The sequence below is a fragment of the Pseudomonas sp. GW821-FHT04D07 genome (assembly GCF_059420225.1).
On record NZ_JBWKTH010000008.1, the window covers coordinates 21,335 to 38,694 of the forward strand.

The following is a 17,360-nucleotide window of genomic DNA, read 5'->3' on the forward strand; positions in this document are numbered from 1 at the left end:
CCATGTCCATGGAAATGCTGGTTTCGACTGTTTTGCTGATAGGACTGCTGGGCGTGGCGGTGGTGAGCGATCTGCTGCACCACCGTATTCCCAACACGTTGGTCCTGTTGGGACTTGCCTTGGGATTGGTCGGTCAGATGTATTCAGGGGGGGTCAGCGGATTGGGAGACGGCCTGTTAGGCATCTTGATCTGTTTTGCCCTGTTTGTGCCCATGTACGCTCTCGGTGGCATGGCTGCCGGTGATGTCAAACTGATGGCAGTGGTTGGTAGTTTTTTACCGTTCCATTACGCGATATGGGCTGCGTTATTCAGCCTGATCGCCGGTGGCATGTGCGGTTTTCTGATAGTGCTGGTCCGCGGTCAATTGTTTAAGACCCTGGGGCGCTATTGGCTGATTCTGAGGGCGCAGGCCTACCTGGCGCCGACTTCGGATGAAGTGGCCGGCAAGCCGTTCCCTTATTCGATTGCCATTTTGCTCGGTACTTTAAACACCGTTCATTGGCAACTCTTTGCCAATGGGTTGGGAGGTTAGTCATGCACGTCGTCGAGAGTGATGCCTACCACAGTGAGCGAGAAGCGGTGCAGCGACTGGCCCCCCAGCCGTGCACTATCAGCGAGACGGGTTTGACGGATAGTTTTCTCGGCGAGTTGGTGTGCAAGCACTTGTACGACGCTGGCGTGCTGGACATGTCGCGGCTGGTAGAACGCCTGGCGCTGACCGGTGCCGTCATGGAAGAGGTCCTGGCGTTTCTACGCAAGGATGGCCGGGTCGAGGTACTGGGCCAGTTGGGCGCGCAAACGGGCGGGCAAGCGCTGCGTTATGGCCTGACTGAACGTGGTCGCGGTGCCGCCCGCGATGCCCTGTCGCGCAGCGGCTATATCGGTGCGGCACCGTTCCCGGTGAGTACCTACCGTTCCCTGCTCAAGGTGCAGACCATTCACCACGGACACATCAATGCTCACGATATGCGCACGGCGCTGACCGGCGTGGTGCTCTCTGAGGGGATGCTTGATCAACTGGGCGTGGCGCTGAACTCCGGGCGCGCGATCATGATTTATGGCCCCGCGGGTACCGGCAAGACCTATGTCAGCAGTCGCTTGATTCGCCTGTTTGCCGAGGCCATCTGGGTGCCCCAGGCCATCGTGATCAATGAGTCGGTGATCGAGATCTATGACCCCCAGGTGCATCAGCGTCTGGATGACGACAGTCAACCGAACAATCTGATGCTCAACGAAGGGATCGATCGTCGCCTGCTTCGCTGCAAACGCCCGATCGTCATCACCGGCGGTGAGTTGAGCATGGAGCAGCTGGACGTACGTTATGACCCCTTCACCCGTCAGTACCAGGCCGCCTTGCAGCTCAAGGCCAGCAATGGTCTGTTCATCATCGACGACATGGGCCGCCAGCGCATGGCACCCGCCGAGTTGTTGAATCGCTGGATCGTCCCGATGGAGGAGAAGCGCGACTTCCTCAACCTGGGCGGTGGGCGCCATTGCGAACTGCCGTTCGATCTGATTCTGGTGTTCTCCACCAACCTCAATCCCCTGGAGTTGGCTGATGAGGCGTTCCTGCGGCGGATTGGTTACAAGCTGCAATTCGGTTACCTGAGGCCCGATGAGTACGAACGGATCTGGCAACAGGAGTCCGAGCGCCTGGGCATTCGCTATGACCCGACGCTGGTGCGCTATGCGCTGCAGAAACTTTACGCCATTGAAGGCATGCCCCTGGTGCCTTGCCATCCCCGTGATCTCCTCAGCATGGCGCTTGATCGCCAGCGTTACCAGGGCGGTTTCGGGCCACTGTCGCCGCAGGAACTGGAATGGGCCTGGCGCAACTACTTCGTCCAGCTCGACTTTCTTTGAGTAGGAGATACAGATATGAGCTCTCGTACTGTCACCCTGATTAGCATTTCCCTGGTCATGGGCCTGGGTGCCGCCTGGATGGCCAACTCCTGGCTGAGCGCACGGCTCAATGCCAGCCCGGATGATCACCTTCGCAGCGTGGTCGTCGCCACGGTCGAGATTCCTTTCGGGCAGATGGTCGAGGCCCAACAGGTCACGACCATACGCATGCCCATGGATACGATCCCGGACGATGCCTTCGATTCCAGCGACAAAGCCGTGGGCAAGATCGCCACGTTCGACATTCTGCGTGGTGACATCGTGCGCGGTGCACGACTGAGCGAACACCTGGGGGGCAGCACCTTGGCCTCGCTGATTGCACCCGACAAACGCGCCATTTCGGTACGGGTGGACGATGTGGTTGGTGTCGGCGGGTTCCTGTTGCCAGGTAACCGGGTCGATGTGCTGGCAACCAAGCACGCGGATGGCAACGGCAACAATGCCGTGTCCAGGACCATCCTCGAAAACTTGCGCGTGTTGGCGGTGGATCAGACCGCAGGCACCGACAAGACGCAGCCGGTGGTGGTGCGTGCTGTGACACTGGAAATGACCGCCGCCGAGGCGGAGGCCCTGGTCACGGCGCAGACCGAAGGGAAGTTGCAACTGGCCCTGCGCAATCCACTGAACACCGAGAAAAAGCCGGCGACCGTCGCGCCTGTTGCACAGGCCATCGCGATGGCTACCGAAACGACGCCAAGACGCGTGGTGCACCGTAGCAGTGTTGGCGGCGGTGCTATCACCATTATCCGTGGCCTTGAAGCTCATGTAGTCAATGTGCACTGACAGAACGTAATAGGTGCCTGACACCCAGGCGATAGTATCGGCAAGTGAGGGATTGATGATGTGTCCTCGAATTCAACCGCCGTTTTCGGTAATGCCAAGGCGCCAGCGGGGATCGGTGACCGTACTGATGGTGATCGCGTTGGCGGCGATCGGCATTATGGCGGCATTGGCGCTGGACGGCGGCCACCTGCTGCTGAACAAGACCCGTCTGCAAAATGCGGTGGACGCCGCAGCCCTGAGTGGCGCCAAAACCCTGAGTCAGATCACCGGCGGTATTGGCATTGCCAGCACCACGCGCACTGCCGCGCTGAATACGTTGACGCTGAATGCCAGTGCCACCGGCAACAGCGAATTGGCTACGGCCATCGGCGGCAGCGCGGGCACCTTCGCGGTGGTGGAACTGGCCAACAGCGTCTACGGGCCGTTCTCCTATCCAGGGCCGGCGAATGCCACTTATGTTCGGGTAACGGTACCGAACTATCGCCTGAGCGGTTTTTTCTGGAACTTCGCCCAGTTATTGGGCGCTGGCGGTCTGGGCAACAAGGCGGTGGCGGCGATGGCCACCGCTGGACCCAGCCCCACCAGCCCCTGCGATCTCGCGCCGCTGATGGTCTGTGGCAACCCGACTCAATACAACCCGAGTACCGGTTTGTTCTGGGGCTATCACTTTGGCGATCTGCAGGATTTGAAAACGGGCTCGGGCAGCACGTCCGCGATTGGCCCAGGCAACTTTCAACTGCTCGATTTTGGTTCGGGCGGCAGTTCGGTCAGGACTGACCTGGCCGGAGGCGGCTTGGAGTGTCCCAGTGTCGGGAAAAGTGTCACGACCTCGCCGGGCAACAAAGTCGGCCCGACGGACCAGGGTTTGAATACCCGCTTCGGCCAGTACTCCGGAGGGGTCAGTGCCGCGCAGTATCCGCCAGACCTGGTCGTTAGCTACAGCACGCCCGCGATCACCTGGAACAGTTCAAGCAATCGGGCGGAGTACAACGGCCAGCCGGTCACGTCGAGTAACGGCAATCTCTCCGCTGGCGGTACGGCACTCCTGGGCTACAACGACTGGCTGGCGAGTTCCGCCGGGTGTGTTGCCGGCTCAGGCACGGGTTGCCAGAGCGGTGGGGTCTTCGAACGACGGATGCTGAAAGTCGTGATTGGCGACTGCACTGGGCAGAACAATGGTGCCACCTCGATTCCGGTTCTGGGTTTTGGCTGCTATTTCGTGGTGCAGCCGGCCGGTGGCACGGGGAGTACCTCGGAGATCTTCGGGCAGTTCGTGCGGGAGTGTGAAGGCGACAATGTGCCGGGACCCAACCCTTCCGGTGATTCCGGCCCGCAGATCATTCAGCTCTACAAAACCTATATCAATGGCAGCGGTACTCCGAGCAACGACTCGTAGGGGGCGTCATGGGACTTCATGCGTTTAAACAACCAAGGGGCCAACAAGGAGTGGCCTTGGTGGAATTCACTCTGGTGCTGCCGTTGCTGTTGCTGCTGTTGCTGGCCCTCGGTGAGTTTGGCCGAATGCTGTTTCAGTACAACACCCTGTTACAGGCCAGCCGCGATGCCGGCCGCTACGTGGCCAGCCAGGCCTGGAACTCGACGCTCGGCACTGTCGCCCTGAGCAGTACGTTGCAGACCAATACGAAAAACGTGGCGGTCTATGGCGTGCCGGCCAACACCGGGACCGCCGTGGTGTCGGGGTTGACGACCGCAAATGTGACGGTCTCCGCGTTGGGCACCGACCATGTGCAGGTCACCATTACCTATACCTTCTGCCCGGTGATCGGCGCAGGCAATTGTACCGGCTCGATTAGAGGACTGTTCCCCACTCCGATTGCGCTGAGTATTCCGCTGGTCGCCACGACTGTCATGAGGGTGCTGTGATGAATCGCAAACAGATGCGCGGGGTGTATGCGGTGGAGTTCGCCTTCATCGGCTTGCTGGTGTTCATTCTGCTGTTCGGCGTGCTGGAAATGGGCCGCCTGTACTTCACGGTGAATACCCTGGATGAATCCGTGCGGCGCGGCGCACGCCTGGCGGCGGTGTGCAATATCAGCGATCCGATCGTGTTGCAGCGGGCGATCTTCAATGCTGCGGGCAATACGGGCACCAGCCAGTTGATCAGCAATCTGGGCACCGGCAACCTGACGCTGATCTATCTGGACACTAACGGTGCGCTGGTGGCCAATCCCACCGACACCACCAGCACTACTGGATTTCGTGCCATCCGTTATGTCCAGCTGAGTCTGCATGGCTACGTGTTCAATTTATTCATTCCCGGGTTTGGCGTACCGATTACCTTGCCCACCTTCAGGGCGACCTTGCCACGCGAAGCCCTTGGGCATCATTCCGAATCAGGGGAGGTCACTCCATGCTGAATATAAAGGAAACTCCGTTAACCATTGCGACCGGCAAACCCGGGTTGCGATTGCTGATCAGCAGCCGTGATGCCACGGCGTTAGGTAATCTGCAAAGCGTTTGCCAACGCGTACCGAGTGTGGAAGTGAGCACTCGCCTGGTGAGCAATGGGCATGTCGACCCACTCTATGGTCTGGAGCGGATGCCCGATCTGTTGCTGGTGCGCGTCAGCCACCTGTGGCGCGAGGAACTGGCGGCACTGTTACAGCGTCCGCCCCATGAGCGTCCACCGCTGTTGGTGTGCGGCCAGCTGAGTGATCAGGAAGGCATGCGCCTGGCGATGCAGGCCGGCGCTCGTGATGTCTTGCCGGAGCCGATCGTCGAGACGGAATTGATGGCCGCCTTGAATCGTCTGGTCATGGAGGTCCGGGTCAGCAGTGGGGTAGAAGGCAAACTGGTCGCCGTGATGAGCGCCAAGGGCGGCTCCGGCGCTACCTTGCTGGCTTGCAACCTGGCCCACCAGCTCAGCGTCAAGGGCGGCAATACCCTGTTGCTGGATATGGACCTGCAATTTGGCAGCGTGACGCATTACCTGGATGTGGCGCAGTCGCATAGCCATCTGGAGGTGTTGCAGCAGGTCGAGGAGATGGACGGGGTCGCATTACGCGGATTTTGCAGCCACTTCAGCCCGACCTTGCATGTACTCGGTGGCCGGGCCGGCGAGCTGTACCTGCCGCAGGATGCCCAGTCCGAACAACTCGATACCTTGTTGCAGTTGGCCCGCTCAAGCTATGACTGGGTGGTGGTCGACCTGCCGCGTCAGATCGACCACCTGACCAGCTCCGTGCTGGAGCAGGCGGATCGGGTCTATGTCGTGGTGCAACAGAGTGTCAGCCATCTTCGTGATGCCAGTTCCCTGATGCGGATTCTTCGCGAAGACCTGGGTGTGCGTGGCGATCAATTGCAGGTGGTGGTCAATCGCTACGACAAGGCGGCAGCTATCAGTCTCAAGGATATCGGCGAGGCGCTGCGCTGCGCGAACCTGTTGCATTTGCCCAACGACTTCAACCTGGTCAGCCAGAGCCAGAACTCTGGCGTGCCCTTGGGGCTACAAGCACCGCGGGCGTCGATCACCGTCGCCGTGCGCGAGATGACCGAGCAGTTGGCCGGTAACCGGATGACCGGGAACAACGGCCTGCTCAAACGCGCCTTCAACCGTTTTTTCAGGGGATAAGCCATGATCAGCGACTTTCGTAACCGCTTGCGCAAACAGTCCGGCAAACCCACCGTATCGTTGGTGGGACAGCAGGGCGACGACCCGCTGGATCCCGCTGAGGAGTTGATGGCGTGGGAGCGTGCAGCGCCGGATATTCTTTATGAGACCAAGAGTCAGGTCACCCCGGTGGAGGCCGAGTGGCGAGAAAAGATCTATCAGCAATTGCTTAAAGTCATGGACCTGTCCTTGCTCGACTCGCTTGAGCAGGCCGAAGCGACACGGCAGATTCGTGATATTTGCCAGCGTCTGCTGGATGAGCATTCAGCACCGGTGAGTTCGGTCAGTCGCCAGTTGATCATCAAGCAGATTACCGACGAGGTGCTTGGTCTTGGCCCGCTGGAGCCGCTGCTGGCGGATCACAGCGTGTCCGATATCCTGGTCAACGGCCATGCCTCGGTCTATGTCGAGCGCTTCGGCAAGTTGCAGCGGACCGATGTGCGCTTTCGCGACGATCAGCATTTGCTGAACATCATCGACCGCATTGTTTCCAGCCTGGGGCGGCGTATCGACGAGTCCTCGCCATTGGTGGATGCCCGGCTCAAGGATGGTTCGCGGGTCAACGCGATTATCCCGCCGCTGGCCATCGACGGCCCGAGCATGTCGATTCGCCGCTTTGCCGTGGACCTGCTCAACACTGACAGCCTGATCCAGGTGGGGACCTTGACCCCGGCCATTGCGTTGCTGCTCAAGGCGATTGTGCGTGGCCGCTTGAACGTATTGATCTCCGGTGGTACCGGCAGCGGCAAGACCACCATGCTCAATGTGCTGTCCAGTTTTATTCCGCAAAACGAGCGGATCGTCACCATTGAAGATTCGGCCGAACTGCAACTGCAGCAACCCCATGTGGTGCGTCTGGAAACCCGGCCTTCGAATATCGAGGGGCGTGGCGAGGTAAGCCAGCGCGAATTGGTGCGCAACAGTCTGCGGATGCGCCCGGACCGCATTGTGATCGGCGAAGTGCGTGGTGCCGAGGCGCTGGACATGCTGACGGCCATGAATACCGGCCACGATGGCTCGTTGACCACGATCCACGCCAATACCGCGCGCGATGCGTTGGGACGAATCGAGAACATGGTGTCGATGACTGGCGCCACCTTCCCGATCAAGGCCATGCGTCAGCAGATTGCTTCGGCCATTGATGTGGTGATCCAGCTGGAGCGTCAGGAGGATGGCAAGCGGCGCCTGGTCAGCGTGCAGGAGATCAACGGTATGGAAGGCGAGATCATTACCATGACCGAAATATTTTCCTTTGCCCGCAGTGGCATGGGCGAACAGGGCGAAGTCCTCGGCGATTATCGGCCCAGCGGCATGATCCCGGCCTTTCGCGATGTGCTGGCCAAGCGGGGCATCGAGTTGCCGCTCGACCTGTTCAGGCCTGAATGGATGGAGGGACGGCAGTCATGAACGCTGTATCGGGTGAATTCATTCTGATCTTTCTCGGTATGGTGTTTATCGCCGTCTTCCTCTTGGCCCAGGGCGTGACGGTGCCGGTGTTCGGTGAGGCGGGCAAGATGCGCAAGCGCATTCGCGGCCGCCTGCACGTGCTGGAGAAAGCCAACAATCTGCCGAATATGCAGACCGTGCTGCGGCAGAAATACCTGACACGCTTGTCGCCACTGGAGGCCAGGCTTGAGCAACTGCCATTCATGGCGAATCTGACCCAGCTGATCGAGCAGTCCGGCCATGAGTATCGGGCCTATCGGGTGCTGTTTCTCGGAATCGCCATGGGCGGAGGGACCGCCACCCTGGTCTGGTTGTTTTCGTCACCCTGGTGGATAGCACTGGCGGTGGGATTTGTGGTGGCCTGGCTGCCGCTGCTGAAAATCCTCCGTGACCGTAACAAACGGTTTGCCGCGTTCGAAGAGGACTTGCCGGATGCGCTGGATGCCATTTGCCGGGCGCTGCGCGCCGGGCATCCCTTCAACGAAACCCTGCGTTTGGTAGCCGAAGAGCACAAGGGGCCGGTGGCTTATGAGTTTGGCCTGACCTTCGCCGATATCAACTATGGCAATGATGTCCGCCGGGCCATGCTTGGTCTGTTGGAACGTATGCCGAGCATGACGGTGATGATGCTGGTGACGTCGATCCTCATTCATCGCGAGACCGGCGGTAATCTGACCGAGGTGCTGGAGCGCTTGAGTCGGTTGATCCGCGGGCGCTTCCGCTTTCAGCGCAAGGTCAAGACCTTGTCGGCTGAAGGACGCATGTCGGCCTGGGTGCTGGTGTCCATTCCTTTTGTACTGGCAATAGCGATCCTGGTCACGACCCCTAGCTACCTGCCGGTACTGACCAATGATCCGCTCGGCCATAAGCTGATCATCGGGGCTTTTTGCGCCATGTTGGTCGGGATTCTCTGGATCCGCAAAATCATCCGGATTCAGGTTTAAGCAGTTTTCGCTACGCGGAGGTGCAGGTCATGGACTATATACTCGGGTTGTTCAGTCGGGTGACGAGTAATGAGGCGCTGGCACGCCTGTTGTTCGTCAGTGTGATCGGTTTGAGTGCGGTGCTGGCGGTGGTTACCCTGATGCTATTGCTGCTGGGCCTTCAGGATCCGATGCGGCGGCGTCTTGCGCTGATCAAGCGGGGGCATTTTGGCAGCGCGGCGGGACCGGATGCGCCAGGTAATTTGCAACTGTTGCTGGAGCGGGTCGGTCAGCGGTTCGGTTCAACCGAAGCCGCTCAGGCGTCCGCAACCCAGCTCCTGTTGATACACGCGGGGTACCGTTCGTCTTCGGCGGTGCAGATGTACTGGGCGGTGCGCTTGCTGCTGCCGCTGATATTGGTCGGACTTGCGTTGCTGGTGTTACCACTGATTCCCAGGCTTTCCCTGGCCCCGGGCATGCTGCTGTTGATCCTGGTAGCGGGTATCGGTTGGTTGACGCCCGGACTGTATGTCAGCAAGCGCAAGCAGCTGCGACAAGGTCGGCTGCGGGCGGCCTTTCCGGATGCGCTGGACCTGATGGTGGTCTGCGTGGAGTCGGGTCTGGCCTTGCCGACGACCATCGAGCGGGTGGCTGAAGAGATGTCGGTCAGTCAGGTCGAGCTGGCTGAGGAGCTGGCACTGGTCAATGCGCAAATCCGTGCCGGCATCAGCAGTACCGAGGCGCTGAAGCAACTGGCCGTGCGCACCGGGCTGGAAGATGTGCAAGGCTTGGTCAGTCTGTTGGGGCAGAGCATCCGCTTCGGCACCAGCGTGGCCGATACCCTGCGCATCTATGCCGATGAGTTCCGTGACCGGCGTACGCAGGCAGCCGAAGAAATGGGTGCGAAAATCGGTACCAAGCTGATCTTCCCACTGATTTTCTGTCTGTGGCCGAGCTTCTTTTTGATCGCAATCGGCCCGGCCATGATTGGGGTGCTCAAAGTCTTCGGGACACCGTGAGCCAAGCGCAAGTCAGCCACTGAGGTGGCTCATTTGCTGCTCATGTTTCCCGATGCCTTTTGATCAAAATGCTCGGGAATCGGGTAGGTGAAGCTATTCAGCCAGCGCTGCATAGCCAGATCGCGTTCGGTGGCCGAAACGCTTTGCAGTCTGGGCGAGGCCACCACGCCACGAATCTGTAGCTGCAACCACTGTTCCGTACCTTGCTGCGGTGCCGAGGAGGGCCCCGGCTCAATCGCCCAGGCGGTCGTGGACAGGCAAGCCATGGACACTATCAACAGCCTCTTGGTATTCATATCGACACCTCGTATTGTTTACTTGGTTGCGCTGGGGGAGGCATCGACTACCTCCGCCGCGCGACTGCCCTTGGTCGCCACCACGTTTTTGCCTGGGGCCTTGAGTTTTGCCGCGCGCGATTGCGCGTCTGTGACTTGTCTTGGACTCAGGCCGGCGCGGTTCGCCAGTTCGGCAGCCTGCTTCCAGTTATCTTGATAGATCAGCAGGGTCACCATATTCAGGGCAGCCAGTGAATCGGACTGCTTGAGTTCCATGGCGGTCAGAAACTCGAAACGCGCTTCATTGATCCGCTGCTGATTGAGATAGACAACCCCCAGGTCATTACGAATTTTTTCGTCGGTGGGAGCCATCTGCTTTGCCCGCTCAAGGTGATTCATGGCGGTCGCGTTATCATTCCTGGCCGCGGCCAACTGGCCCAGGCCATGTTCGCCTTCAGCGGCCAGACAAGTGCCGAGCAGGCCTTGGTACAAGGGTTCGGCGTCGTTACGCCCGAGCAGGCGCAGTATCCGCGCCTTGCGCAGGCGAACCTGGACCAGGTTGTCGGGTAGCCCTTCCAGGTTCGCCAGGCTGGCATACAAACGGCCATCGTTGGTCATGTCGTCGGCCAGGTTCAGGCTCAACTGCTGATCCGAACTGGGACTTGGGCAGCTACCCGGTCGCGAGGACAGGCCATTACTGGCACAACCTGCGAGCAGTACTGTCGCCGCTATTGCTATGAGCGCTTTCATTGCGTGTCCTCTGGGTTCGGGCTCGGACTTATTGCGAGAGTCCCGTGCGATTGTCGAAGTCGCCGCCATCGAGGAAGTACATGCGGTAGAAGTTCGGGTCGTAATTGCGCAGCTGCTCGCCAGGCAATGACGGCAGTTGGGCGTTGACGGCCAGTGGCTGAACCAGGTGCGGGGTAACGATCATCAGCAGTTCGCGTTCTTCACGGTTGATGGTGTTATTGCGAAAGAACGCGCCTAGCACCGGGATATCGCCCAACCCCGGAAACTTGTTCACCTGGGAGCTGTTGTTGGTGCTGATCAGGCCACTGATGACGAAGCTTTCGCCATCGGCCAGGGAAATGCTGGTGTCAGTACGTCGCACGGTCAGCGCCGGGACAACGGTGCCAGCGATCTGCACGGCATTGGTGAAGTCCAGTTCGCTGACCTCGGGGGCCACCTTCAGGGCAATGCGATTTTTCCCAACGATGGTCGGGGTCAGGGTCAGGCGGACACCGAATTCCTTGTACTCGATGGAAATGCTGTTGCTGCCTGAGCTGGGCACCGGAATCGGTACTTCACCACCGGCCAGGAAGCTCGCGCTCTGGCCGCTGAGGGCCACCAGGCTTGGCCGTGCCAGGGTGTAGGCAAAGCCACTGCCTTCCAGGGCATTGATCATCCCCAGCACGTTGCCACCGCCAAAGCCGATATTGAAACTACCGTTATTCAGCGGGATGGCTGGCGCCAGACTACCAATGCGACCGGGAGTCACGGTCACTCCGGGCACAGTGCCCGGCGAGCCGAACAGGAAATTGCCGCTTTTGCCGAAGATCGACGTGCTGGCTTCTTTCAATTTGGTCCGGCTGACTTCGACAAAGCGAATATCGGTTTGCACCTGGCTTGGCAGCAACGGGTCTTCGGAAGGCACTGCCGACAGGTTGGTCAGTGCCGACGTGGCCTTGCCCCTGACGAACACCATACTTTGGCGCGGTGTCGGCGAGCAGCCGGTCCAGACCATCAGGCTGGTGGTTCCCGGAGCGACGCCGGTGAGGATAAAGGCACTACTGCCGCTGGTTTGCACGTCGGCAATTTTGGGGTCGCCGACGGCCAGTTGGGTAATCGGAACCGGCATGCGCAGTTCATCCTGAAGTCCCTGGCCGACCTCGAACACGCTGGGCAAACCGGCCAATTGCGAGCAATTGCCCGTGGCGGCCTGCGCGACGTCCATTCCAAGGCCCATCCACAACAGACCCTGCATAATAGTTTTGAGAGTGGGCACGGTACGATCAGTCATCATAGGTACATCCTCGCCGAACGGGCTGTCTGTGAGCTGACTGGGTTGTTCCAAGTCGGCCGCCAAACTACTAAGGGTTCCAGCAATACTCCTGGGTACCGCGCACGATCAAGCATCAGGCGCTGCTCTGACTAAGCCGCTACTTGATCGTTGAACAAAACGTGGAAAACTCAAGCCGATATGGATTGCTCTTGATCTGAAGGTAGTTCAATCAAAGCAAAACGCCATGTAAAAAAACAAATGCCCCGACAAGTCGGGGCATTTATTTGCTGAAACAGGATGGCCGAAGGCGTGTTCGACGATGGCCCGTCAATTGTCCATCACTCCTCAGCGGCGCTACAAACCCGTGCCCGCCCGCCACGTTTGGCTTCATAAAGCTGTATGTCCGCGGCCGCCAACAGGGCTTCGGGAGCGTTACTGAAGGTGGGTAGCAGCGTCGCGACACCCAGGGAGGTCGTGACTACGCGATCCACGTCCGATCCGAGATGCTCGATAGCCAACGCCCGAATACGCGCGAGCATGCTCTCGGCGATCTTGACCGCGTCTTCCCGTTTGGTTTTCGGCAAAATGCAGGCGAACTCCTCACCGCCATACCTCGCGACCTTGTCATGGGGCCGTCTGAGCGACTCGGAAAGCGTTTTGGCGACCAACTTCAGGCAACTATCGCCGTTCTGATGGCCATAACGGTCGTTGTAGTGCTTGAAGTAATCGATATCCAGCAAAATGAGGGAGATGGGGGTCTGGTCGCGCAAGCATTGGCGCCAATTGGTGAGCAAATCGTCATCGAACTTGCGTCGATTGCCCACGCCGGTCAAACCATCGAGCAAGGCATGCGCTCGCAACAGATCACCCTGCAACTTCAAGGTCAGGTGCGTTTGGACCCGGGCGCGGACGATAACGGAGTTGATGGGTTTTATAATAAAGTCGACCGCCCCGAGCCCCAGCGCAATAACCTCATCCGCGGCCTGGTTCTGCGCGGTAATGAAGATAATCGGTATCGTGCTGGTCAAGGGGTCGGCCTTGAGCCGACGGCACACCTCATGACCATCGATATCCTCCATCACCACGTCGAGCAGAATCAGGTCCGGCAATTCGGCCTGGCATACCTTGAGTGCCTGCTCGCCGTTGGTGGCCATGAAGATGTCGCACTGCTCGGAAAACAACTCGTACAGCACCCGGATATTGGTCGGCTGATCGTCCGCAATCAGAATCTTGGGGCGTCGGTTGGTATGCAGTAGCCAATCCTCGAGAATTCGCTCCATGGTCAGGCTTGCTCCAGCATTTCATACGCACTCAGTGCCGCGGCCGTAAAGTCCAATGCCCTGACCTGTTTGAGGAATGGATTGAATCTGGCCAGTCGTTCCGCTGGCGTTTGCGCCAATAATGTTTCAGCCGCCGCGATGGCTTGCAAGTTGGAAGTATTCAGCAGTGTTAGTATTTCGTTCAAGTGCTGTCGCCATTCTGTCAGGGGTAAAGCGTCTCCAGCCGGGTCAATCGGACCCGCGGGCTCGGCGAAGGCATGGGTCAATTGCTCAAGGCAGTCCTGCAGCAATTGCCGCAGCTCAACCGTACAGCCATTGTAGAGAGGGGTAGTGAACGTCGAGGCATCGCCAGCGTCCAGCGCTTGCTCAAGCTGGTCGGCTTTTCTTGAAAGCGCAAGGGCGCCTATGGTTCCTGCACTGCCTTTGAGGGCATGCAGTACACTGGCAACGCCCGCACGGTTTTTCTGCGCTATTTGCTCGTCCAGGTTCGCGAGTTGTTTTTCCGTCTCCGCGCCAAAGATCTTCAGGACACTGCGGATCAAATTCAGGTTTCCGTCCATTCGCTCGATGATCGAAGCGCGCGCTTCAATGAGCTCGTCTTGTTCCGTGAGCGGATAATCGGCGACCGTTGCCGCAGGCTCTTTTCCCTCCAGTTGTGCCCGCAACACCGAAACCAGATTCTCGATGTCGATCGGTTTGCCGACATGCCCGTTCATGCCCGCTTGCAAGCAGGCTTGCCGATCGGCGGAGGACGCATTGGCGGTAATCGCAATGATGGGCAGCGTGGCAAAGCGGGGGTCGATTCGAATTCTGCGGGTCGCTTCGTAGCCATCGATATCAGGCATCTGCACATCCATCAGCACGGCATCGAAGGACTTGCCTCCCGTTGTCACGCAGCTGACCCCCTCAAAACCGCCTTCGGCCAATTGCACGCTGGCCCCTTCCGATTTCAGCAGTTCGTCGATGACCTGACGGTTCAAGGCGTTGTCTTCAACCACCAGGAAGCTGAGACCCGCAAGGCGCCTTGAGGGCTTGTGCTCGAACGCCGGAGTTTCAGTCGGTGTGGTGCTGCCTTGCAACGCCCGTAAAATGACCTCGGTCAACTGCCTGGGCGTCACGGGCTTGGTAATGAATCCGGCGAAAGGTGCATCGCCTCGATCATGGCTCTCGGCGAGTACTTCGCGCCCGTAGGCGGTGATCATGACGACCACGGGAGGCGGTACCCGTCCTTTCAGCTCGCGAATCAACTTGGCCGCGCTCATGCCATTCAAGTCCGGCATGCGCCAATCCATCAGGACCACGTCGTAGCGCTCTCCCTCATGGAGGGCTTCACTTATCCTGCTCACGGCGTCGACACCCGAGGACACGAGGTCGGCCTGCCAGCCCAGGGCGGCCACCGTGCGCATCAGCAACTCAGCGGCAATCGGGTTGTCGTCGACCACCAGCACCCGCATCGAATGGTCGACGGGCAGAGGCACGGTCCTTTCCGTTGCGCCTGTGTCCACCTTCAGCCAGACATCGAACCAGAACCGGCTTCCCACATCCGGACGGCTTTGCACCTGTAGGTCGCCGCCCATCAGCTTGACCAGGCGCTTGCAGATGACCAGTCCCAGACCCGAGCCGCCGAAGCGACGTGAGGTCGAGGCTTCGGCCTGATTGAAGCCTTCGAAGATATGCTCTATCTGCTCGGCGCTCATGCCGATGCCGCTGTCCGTTACGGCAATTCGAACGTGGACCGCCGAATCCTTGCGCTCGAGGCGTTCAAGACTGACGATGACCTGTCCCTTCAAGGTGAATTTGAGTGCATTGCCGGCGAGATTGATCAAGACCTGCTGCAAGCGCAGGCTGTCGCCGATCAGGCCATTGGGGAGGTCCGGATCCAGATCGAACAATACTTCGATATCCTTCTGGCCCTGGTTGCCGGCCAATACGACACCCAGGTCTTGCATCAAGGGTTCGAAGTCGAAGGGATGCAGGTCCAGCTGCAGTTTGCCCGCCTCGATTTTTGAATAGTCGAGAATGTCATTGAGCAGGCCGAGCAACGACTGGGCGGCTGTTTGGGCCTTGCTCACGTAGTCACGTTGACGCAAGTTCAGCGGCGTGAACTGCACCAGGTGCAGCATCCCCAATACCGCGTTCATGGGCGTGCGGATTTCATGGCTCATGTTCGCCAGGAAGGATGATTTGGCTGCACTCGCCGCGTCGGCCTGCTCCTTGGCATGGCGCAGGCTCACTTCCATCTCATGCTGGGCTGTCACGTCATGATTGATTCCCGTCATGAGGGCCGGTGTACCGTTGGCATCGCGTTCGACACGGACTCGTGTTTCCAGGTGACGTACGCGCCCGTCGGGCAGTACGACCCGGAACGATGGCAGGCGCTGTTCGCGATCAGCGATCACCGCGTCGAGCGCCGCGATGACGATATCCCGGTCATCCGGGTGAAACCGCGAGCGCCAATGCTCGAAGTTCAGACCCTGCTCGGCCAACGCCTGTGAGTACCCATAGATCTCGCACATACGATCATTCCAATGCAACGTACCGTCGCAAAGGTTCCACGACCAAATGCCGAGCTCGGCGATATCGGCCGCCAACAGGAGATGGTCACGGGTCGCGGCAAGATCGCTACGGTGTTTCTTCTGTTCGGTGATATCGGTCATGACGCAAACGAAGCAGCGTTCGTCGGTGCCTTTCATTGAGCTGGTGGAGGCGTAGAGCGGAAAGCTCGACCCATCCTTGCGCAAGCCCACCAACTCCACGCTGCTACCGGTTTCATTGAAGCCCTGCTGCGAGAACTGTGCGCTGTAATCGTTGTACGCCGCGAGGTGAGACTCCGGGACAAGCGTCCTGACATTGCGTCCGATCAGCTCTTGTGGGTCGTAGCCGAACTCCCGTTGGCCGGCACGATTGATCGATCGTACTTTGCCGCTGCCATCGACCGTGATAATGGGGTTGGCCGCTGTCTCCAGAATCGCCCGCGTGGTCTCCAGGCTCGCGGCAAGCTCTTTTTCCGTTTTGCTTTGCAGATTCACCTGACGAATCAGGCGCAGGCCGAAAATGACCAGCACGCAGACCAGCAAACCCACACCCGCGGCATGCCAGAGCGTATCCGACCACCAGGCGGCGAGGTTTTCATCCTTGGAGAGCGCTGCCGCGACGAACAGTGGATAGTCATGCAGGCTGCGGAAACTGTTGAGGCGAACCACGCCGTCCTGAGCCGAGGCAATGGAAAAGGTACCGCCCTCCGGTTGTAGTTTGTGCTCCTGGAAAAGCCGGGTGCTGGTCACGTTTGCGCCGATCAGGCGCTCTTCGAATGGACGTCGGACGGCCATGACGCCTGAGTCAAATTCCAGGGCAACGGCCCCTTCTTGCCCGATCTCGAGGCGATTATAAAACTGCGAGAAAAAATCGATATCGATCGTGGCGCTGGCGACCCCGGCAAAGCTGCCGTCTGGATTGTTAATGCGCCGGGACACGGGAATAGTCCACTTCCCAGTAGAACGACTGCGTAGCGGAGATGCTATATGCAGGCCTAGATCAGGATGCGTTTGATGAAAGATGAAATATTCACGATCAGAGTTGTTATAGCTGCGCAAAGGCCCTGGTGATGAACTGGCGATCAATTCGCCGTTGCGGTCGAACAGATAGAGGCCATCGAGTTGCGGGAGCTCGCTGAGCCGCAAGCTGAAGAGCTGGTGCAAGCGCTCCAGTACTAGTGGGGTGGTACCGTTGTATTGGACGCGCTCAACAACCCCGCTCAGTACCAGGTCGACTTCCCTGATCGTGTCGTCGGCGTGTTGAGCCATCGCCCGTGCAAGGTTCGCGGTGGCGATCGTCACCTCGTTCAGTTGAACCGTGCGCGCGGTGAAACTGCGCCAGATATCGGAACCGACGAGCACGGCGCACATGATGAAAATGAGCAGCGTCATACGGGATGTGAGCGAGAACTTATAGGCCACGTTTGCCTTCCCGATAAGTGGATCAGCCATTGATGAGGCAGTCTGGATTAAACCTGGTAGCGCGGCAACTTGTCCCACGGAAGAAGTTGCGCCCATCGGGCTCCGTTGCCCCAAGCCTAGACAGCCTGTTACTGAATGTATC

15 protein-coding genes are annotated in these 17,360 nt (G+C 59.2%); 10 read left to right on the plus strand and 5 right to left on the minus strand.

What is annotated here, in order from left to right; translation table 11 throughout:
- Positions 1 to 2 precede the first annotated feature (2 nt).
- Genes AC07T0_RS12500 through AC07T0_RS12545 form a run of 10 tightly spaced genes read left to right on the plus strand, consistent with a single transcriptional unit; the run spans position 3 to position 9,705 of the window.
- Positions 3 to 533 (plus strand): A24 family peptidase, encoded by a 531-nt coding sequence (locus tag AC07T0_RS12500; protein ID WP_495001462.1) that lies wholly within the window; start codon positions 3 to 5, stop codon positions 531 to 533.
- A gap of 2 nt (positions 534 to 535) precedes the next feature.
- A complete protein-coding gene (locus AC07T0_RS12505) occupies positions 536 to 1,864 on the plus strand; it encodes a DUF8689 domain-containing protein (protein ID WP_495001463.1) in 1,329 nt (442 codons plus the stop codon).
- Positions 1,865 to 1,879: 15 nt separating this feature from the next.
- Complete coding sequence (gene cpaB, locus AC07T0_RS12510) at positions 1,880 to 2,686, plus strand: Flp pilus assembly protein CpaB (protein ID WP_495001464.1); 807 nt, start codon at positions 1,880 to 1,882, stop codon at positions 2,684 to 2,686.
- A 55-nt stretch (positions 2,687 to 2,741) separates the two neighbouring features.
- Positions 2,742 to 4,082, plus strand: a complete 1,341-nt coding sequence (locus AC07T0_RS12515) for a pilus assembly protein TadG-related protein (RefSeq protein ID WP_495001465.1) — start codon at positions 2,742 to 2,744, stop codon at positions 4,080 to 4,082.
- Between the two features lie 8 nt (positions 4,083 to 4,090).
- Complete coding sequence (locus tag AC07T0_RS12520; protein WP_495001466.1) at positions 4,091 to 4,570, plus strand: TadE/TadG family type IV pilus assembly protein; 480 nt, start codon at positions 4,091 to 4,093, stop codon at positions 4,568 to 4,570.
- On the plus strand, positions 4,570 to 5,064 hold the full coding sequence (locus tag AC07T0_RS12525; protein WP_495001467.1) for a TadE/TadG family type IV pilus assembly protein: 495 nt from the start codon (positions 4,570 to 4,572) through the stop codon (positions 5,062 to 5,064). The genes AC07T0_RS12520 and AC07T0_RS12525 overlap by 1 nt, the downstream gene beginning before the upstream one ends.
- Positions 5,058 to 6,278 carry an AAA family ATPase gene (locus tag AC07T0_RS12530; protein WP_495001468.1) on the plus strand — a complete coding sequence of 407 codons (1,221 nt, stop codon included), beginning with the start codon at positions 5,058 to 5,060 and terminating at the stop codon, positions 6,276 to 6,278. Before AC07T0_RS12525 ends, AC07T0_RS12530 begins: the two co-directional genes overlap by 7 nt.
- A gap of 3 nt (positions 6,279 to 6,281) precedes the next feature.
- Entirely contained in the window at positions 6,282 to 7,724 is a 1,443-nt protein-coding gene (locus AC07T0_RS12535) for a TadA family conjugal transfer-associated ATPase (RefSeq protein WP_495001469.1), read from the plus strand.
- Complete coding sequence (locus tag AC07T0_RS12540) at positions 7,721 to 8,707, plus strand: type II secretion system F family protein (RefSeq protein WP_495001470.1); 987 nt, start codon at positions 7,721 to 7,723, stop codon at positions 8,705 to 8,707. Before AC07T0_RS12535 ends, AC07T0_RS12540 begins: the two co-directional genes overlap by 4 nt.
- A gap of 29 nt (positions 8,708 to 8,736) precedes the next feature.
- Entirely contained in the window at positions 8,737 to 9,705 is a 969-nt protein-coding gene (locus tag AC07T0_RS12545; RefSeq protein WP_495001471.1) for a type II secretion system F family protein, read from the plus strand.
- A 29-nt stretch (positions 9,706 to 9,734) separates the two neighbouring features.
- Here AC07T0_RS12545 and AC07T0_RS12550 read toward each other — a convergent pair whose 3' ends face one another.
- The 5 genes from AC07T0_RS12550 to AC07T0_RS12570 all read right to left on the minus strand — a co-directional run bounded on the left by AC07T0_RS12550 (position 9,735) and on the right by AC07T0_RS12570 (position 17,218).
- Positions 9,735 to 10,001, minus strand: coding sequence for a DUF3613 domain-containing protein (locus AC07T0_RS12550; protein WP_495001472.1), 267 nt, complete (start codon positions 9,999 to 10,001; stop codon positions 9,735 to 9,737).
- Between the two features lie 18 nt (positions 10,002 to 10,019).
- Positions 10,020 to 10,730: a tetratricopeptide repeat protein gene (locus AC07T0_RS12555; protein ID WP_495001473.1), complete on the minus strand. Its 711-nt coding sequence runs from the start codon at positions 10,728 to 10,730 to the stop codon at positions 10,020 to 10,022.
- 28 nt (positions 10,731 to 10,758) lie between these two features.
- On the minus strand, positions 10,759 to 12,000 hold the full coding sequence (locus AC07T0_RS12560) for a type II and III secretion system protein family protein (RefSeq protein ID WP_495001606.1): 1,242 nt from the start codon (positions 11,998 to 12,000) through the stop codon (positions 10,759 to 10,761).
- Positions 12,001 to 12,320: 320 nt separating this feature from the next.
- The gene (locus AC07T0_RS12565) at positions 12,321 to 13,262 is read right to left on the minus strand and encodes a diguanylate cyclase domain-containing protein (protein WP_495001474.1); all 942 of its coding nucleotides are present in this window, start codon (positions 13,260 to 13,262) and stop codon (positions 12,321 to 12,323) included.
- A 2-nt stretch (positions 13,263 to 13,264) separates the two neighbouring features.
- On the minus strand, positions 13,265 to 17,218 hold the full coding sequence (locus AC07T0_RS12570) for a response regulator (protein WP_495001475.1): 3,954 nt from the start codon (positions 17,216 to 17,218) through the stop codon (positions 13,265 to 13,267).
- Positions 17,219 to 17,360: the final 142 nt, after the last annotated feature.

Bases quoted from the DNA above. Each gene is read 5' to 3' on its own strand.
- AC07T0_RS12500 (WP_495001462.1), top strand. From the start codon at position 3: ATGTCCATGGAAATGCTGGTTTCGACTGTTTTGCTGATAGGACTGCTG.
- AC07T0_RS12505 (WP_495001463.1), top strand. From the start codon at position 536: ATGCACGTCGTCGAGAGTGATGCCTACCACAGTGAGCGAGAAGCGGTG.
- cpaB (WP_495001464.1), top strand. From the start codon at position 1,880: ATGAGCTCTCGTACTGTCACCCTGATTAGCATTTCCCTGGTCATGGGC.
- AC07T0_RS12515 (WP_495001465.1), top strand. From the start codon at position 2,742: ATGATGTGTCCTCGAATTCAACCGCCGTTTTCGGTAATGCCAAGGCGC.
- AC07T0_RS12520 (WP_495001466.1), top strand. From the start codon at position 4,091: ATGGGACTTCATGCGTTTAAACAACCAAGGGGCCAACAAGGAGTGGCC.
- AC07T0_RS12525 (WP_495001467.1), top strand. From the start codon at position 4,570: ATGAATCGCAAACAGATGCGCGGGGTGTATGCGGTGGAGTTCGCCTTC.
- AC07T0_RS12530 (WP_495001468.1), top strand. From the start codon at position 5,058: ATGCTGAATATAAAGGAAACTCCGTTAACCATTGCGACCGGCAAACCC.
- AC07T0_RS12535 (WP_495001469.1), top strand. From the start codon at position 6,282: ATGATCAGCGACTTTCGTAACCGCTTGCGCAAACAGTCCGGCAAACCC.
- AC07T0_RS12540 (WP_495001470.1), top strand. From the start codon at position 7,721: ATGAACGCTGTATCGGGTGAATTCATTCTGATCTTTCTCGGTATGGTG.
- AC07T0_RS12545 (WP_495001471.1), top strand. From the start codon at position 8,737: ATGGACTATATACTCGGGTTGTTCAGTCGGGTGACGAGTAATGAGGCG.
- AC07T0_RS12550 (WP_495001472.1), bottom strand. From the start codon at position 10,001: ATGAATACCAAGAGGCTGTTGATAGTGTCCATGGCTTGCCTGTCCACG.
- AC07T0_RS12555 (WP_495001473.1), bottom strand. From the start codon at position 10,730: ATGAAAGCGCTCATAGCAATAGCGGCGACAGTACTGCTCGCAGGTTGT.
- AC07T0_RS12560 (WP_495001606.1), bottom strand. From the start codon at position 12,000: ATGACTGATCGTACCGTGCCCACTCTCAAAACTATTATGCAGGGTCTG.
- AC07T0_RS12565 (WP_495001474.1), bottom strand. From the start codon at position 13,262: ATGGAGCGAATTCTCGAGGATTGGCTACTGCATACCAACCGACGCCCC.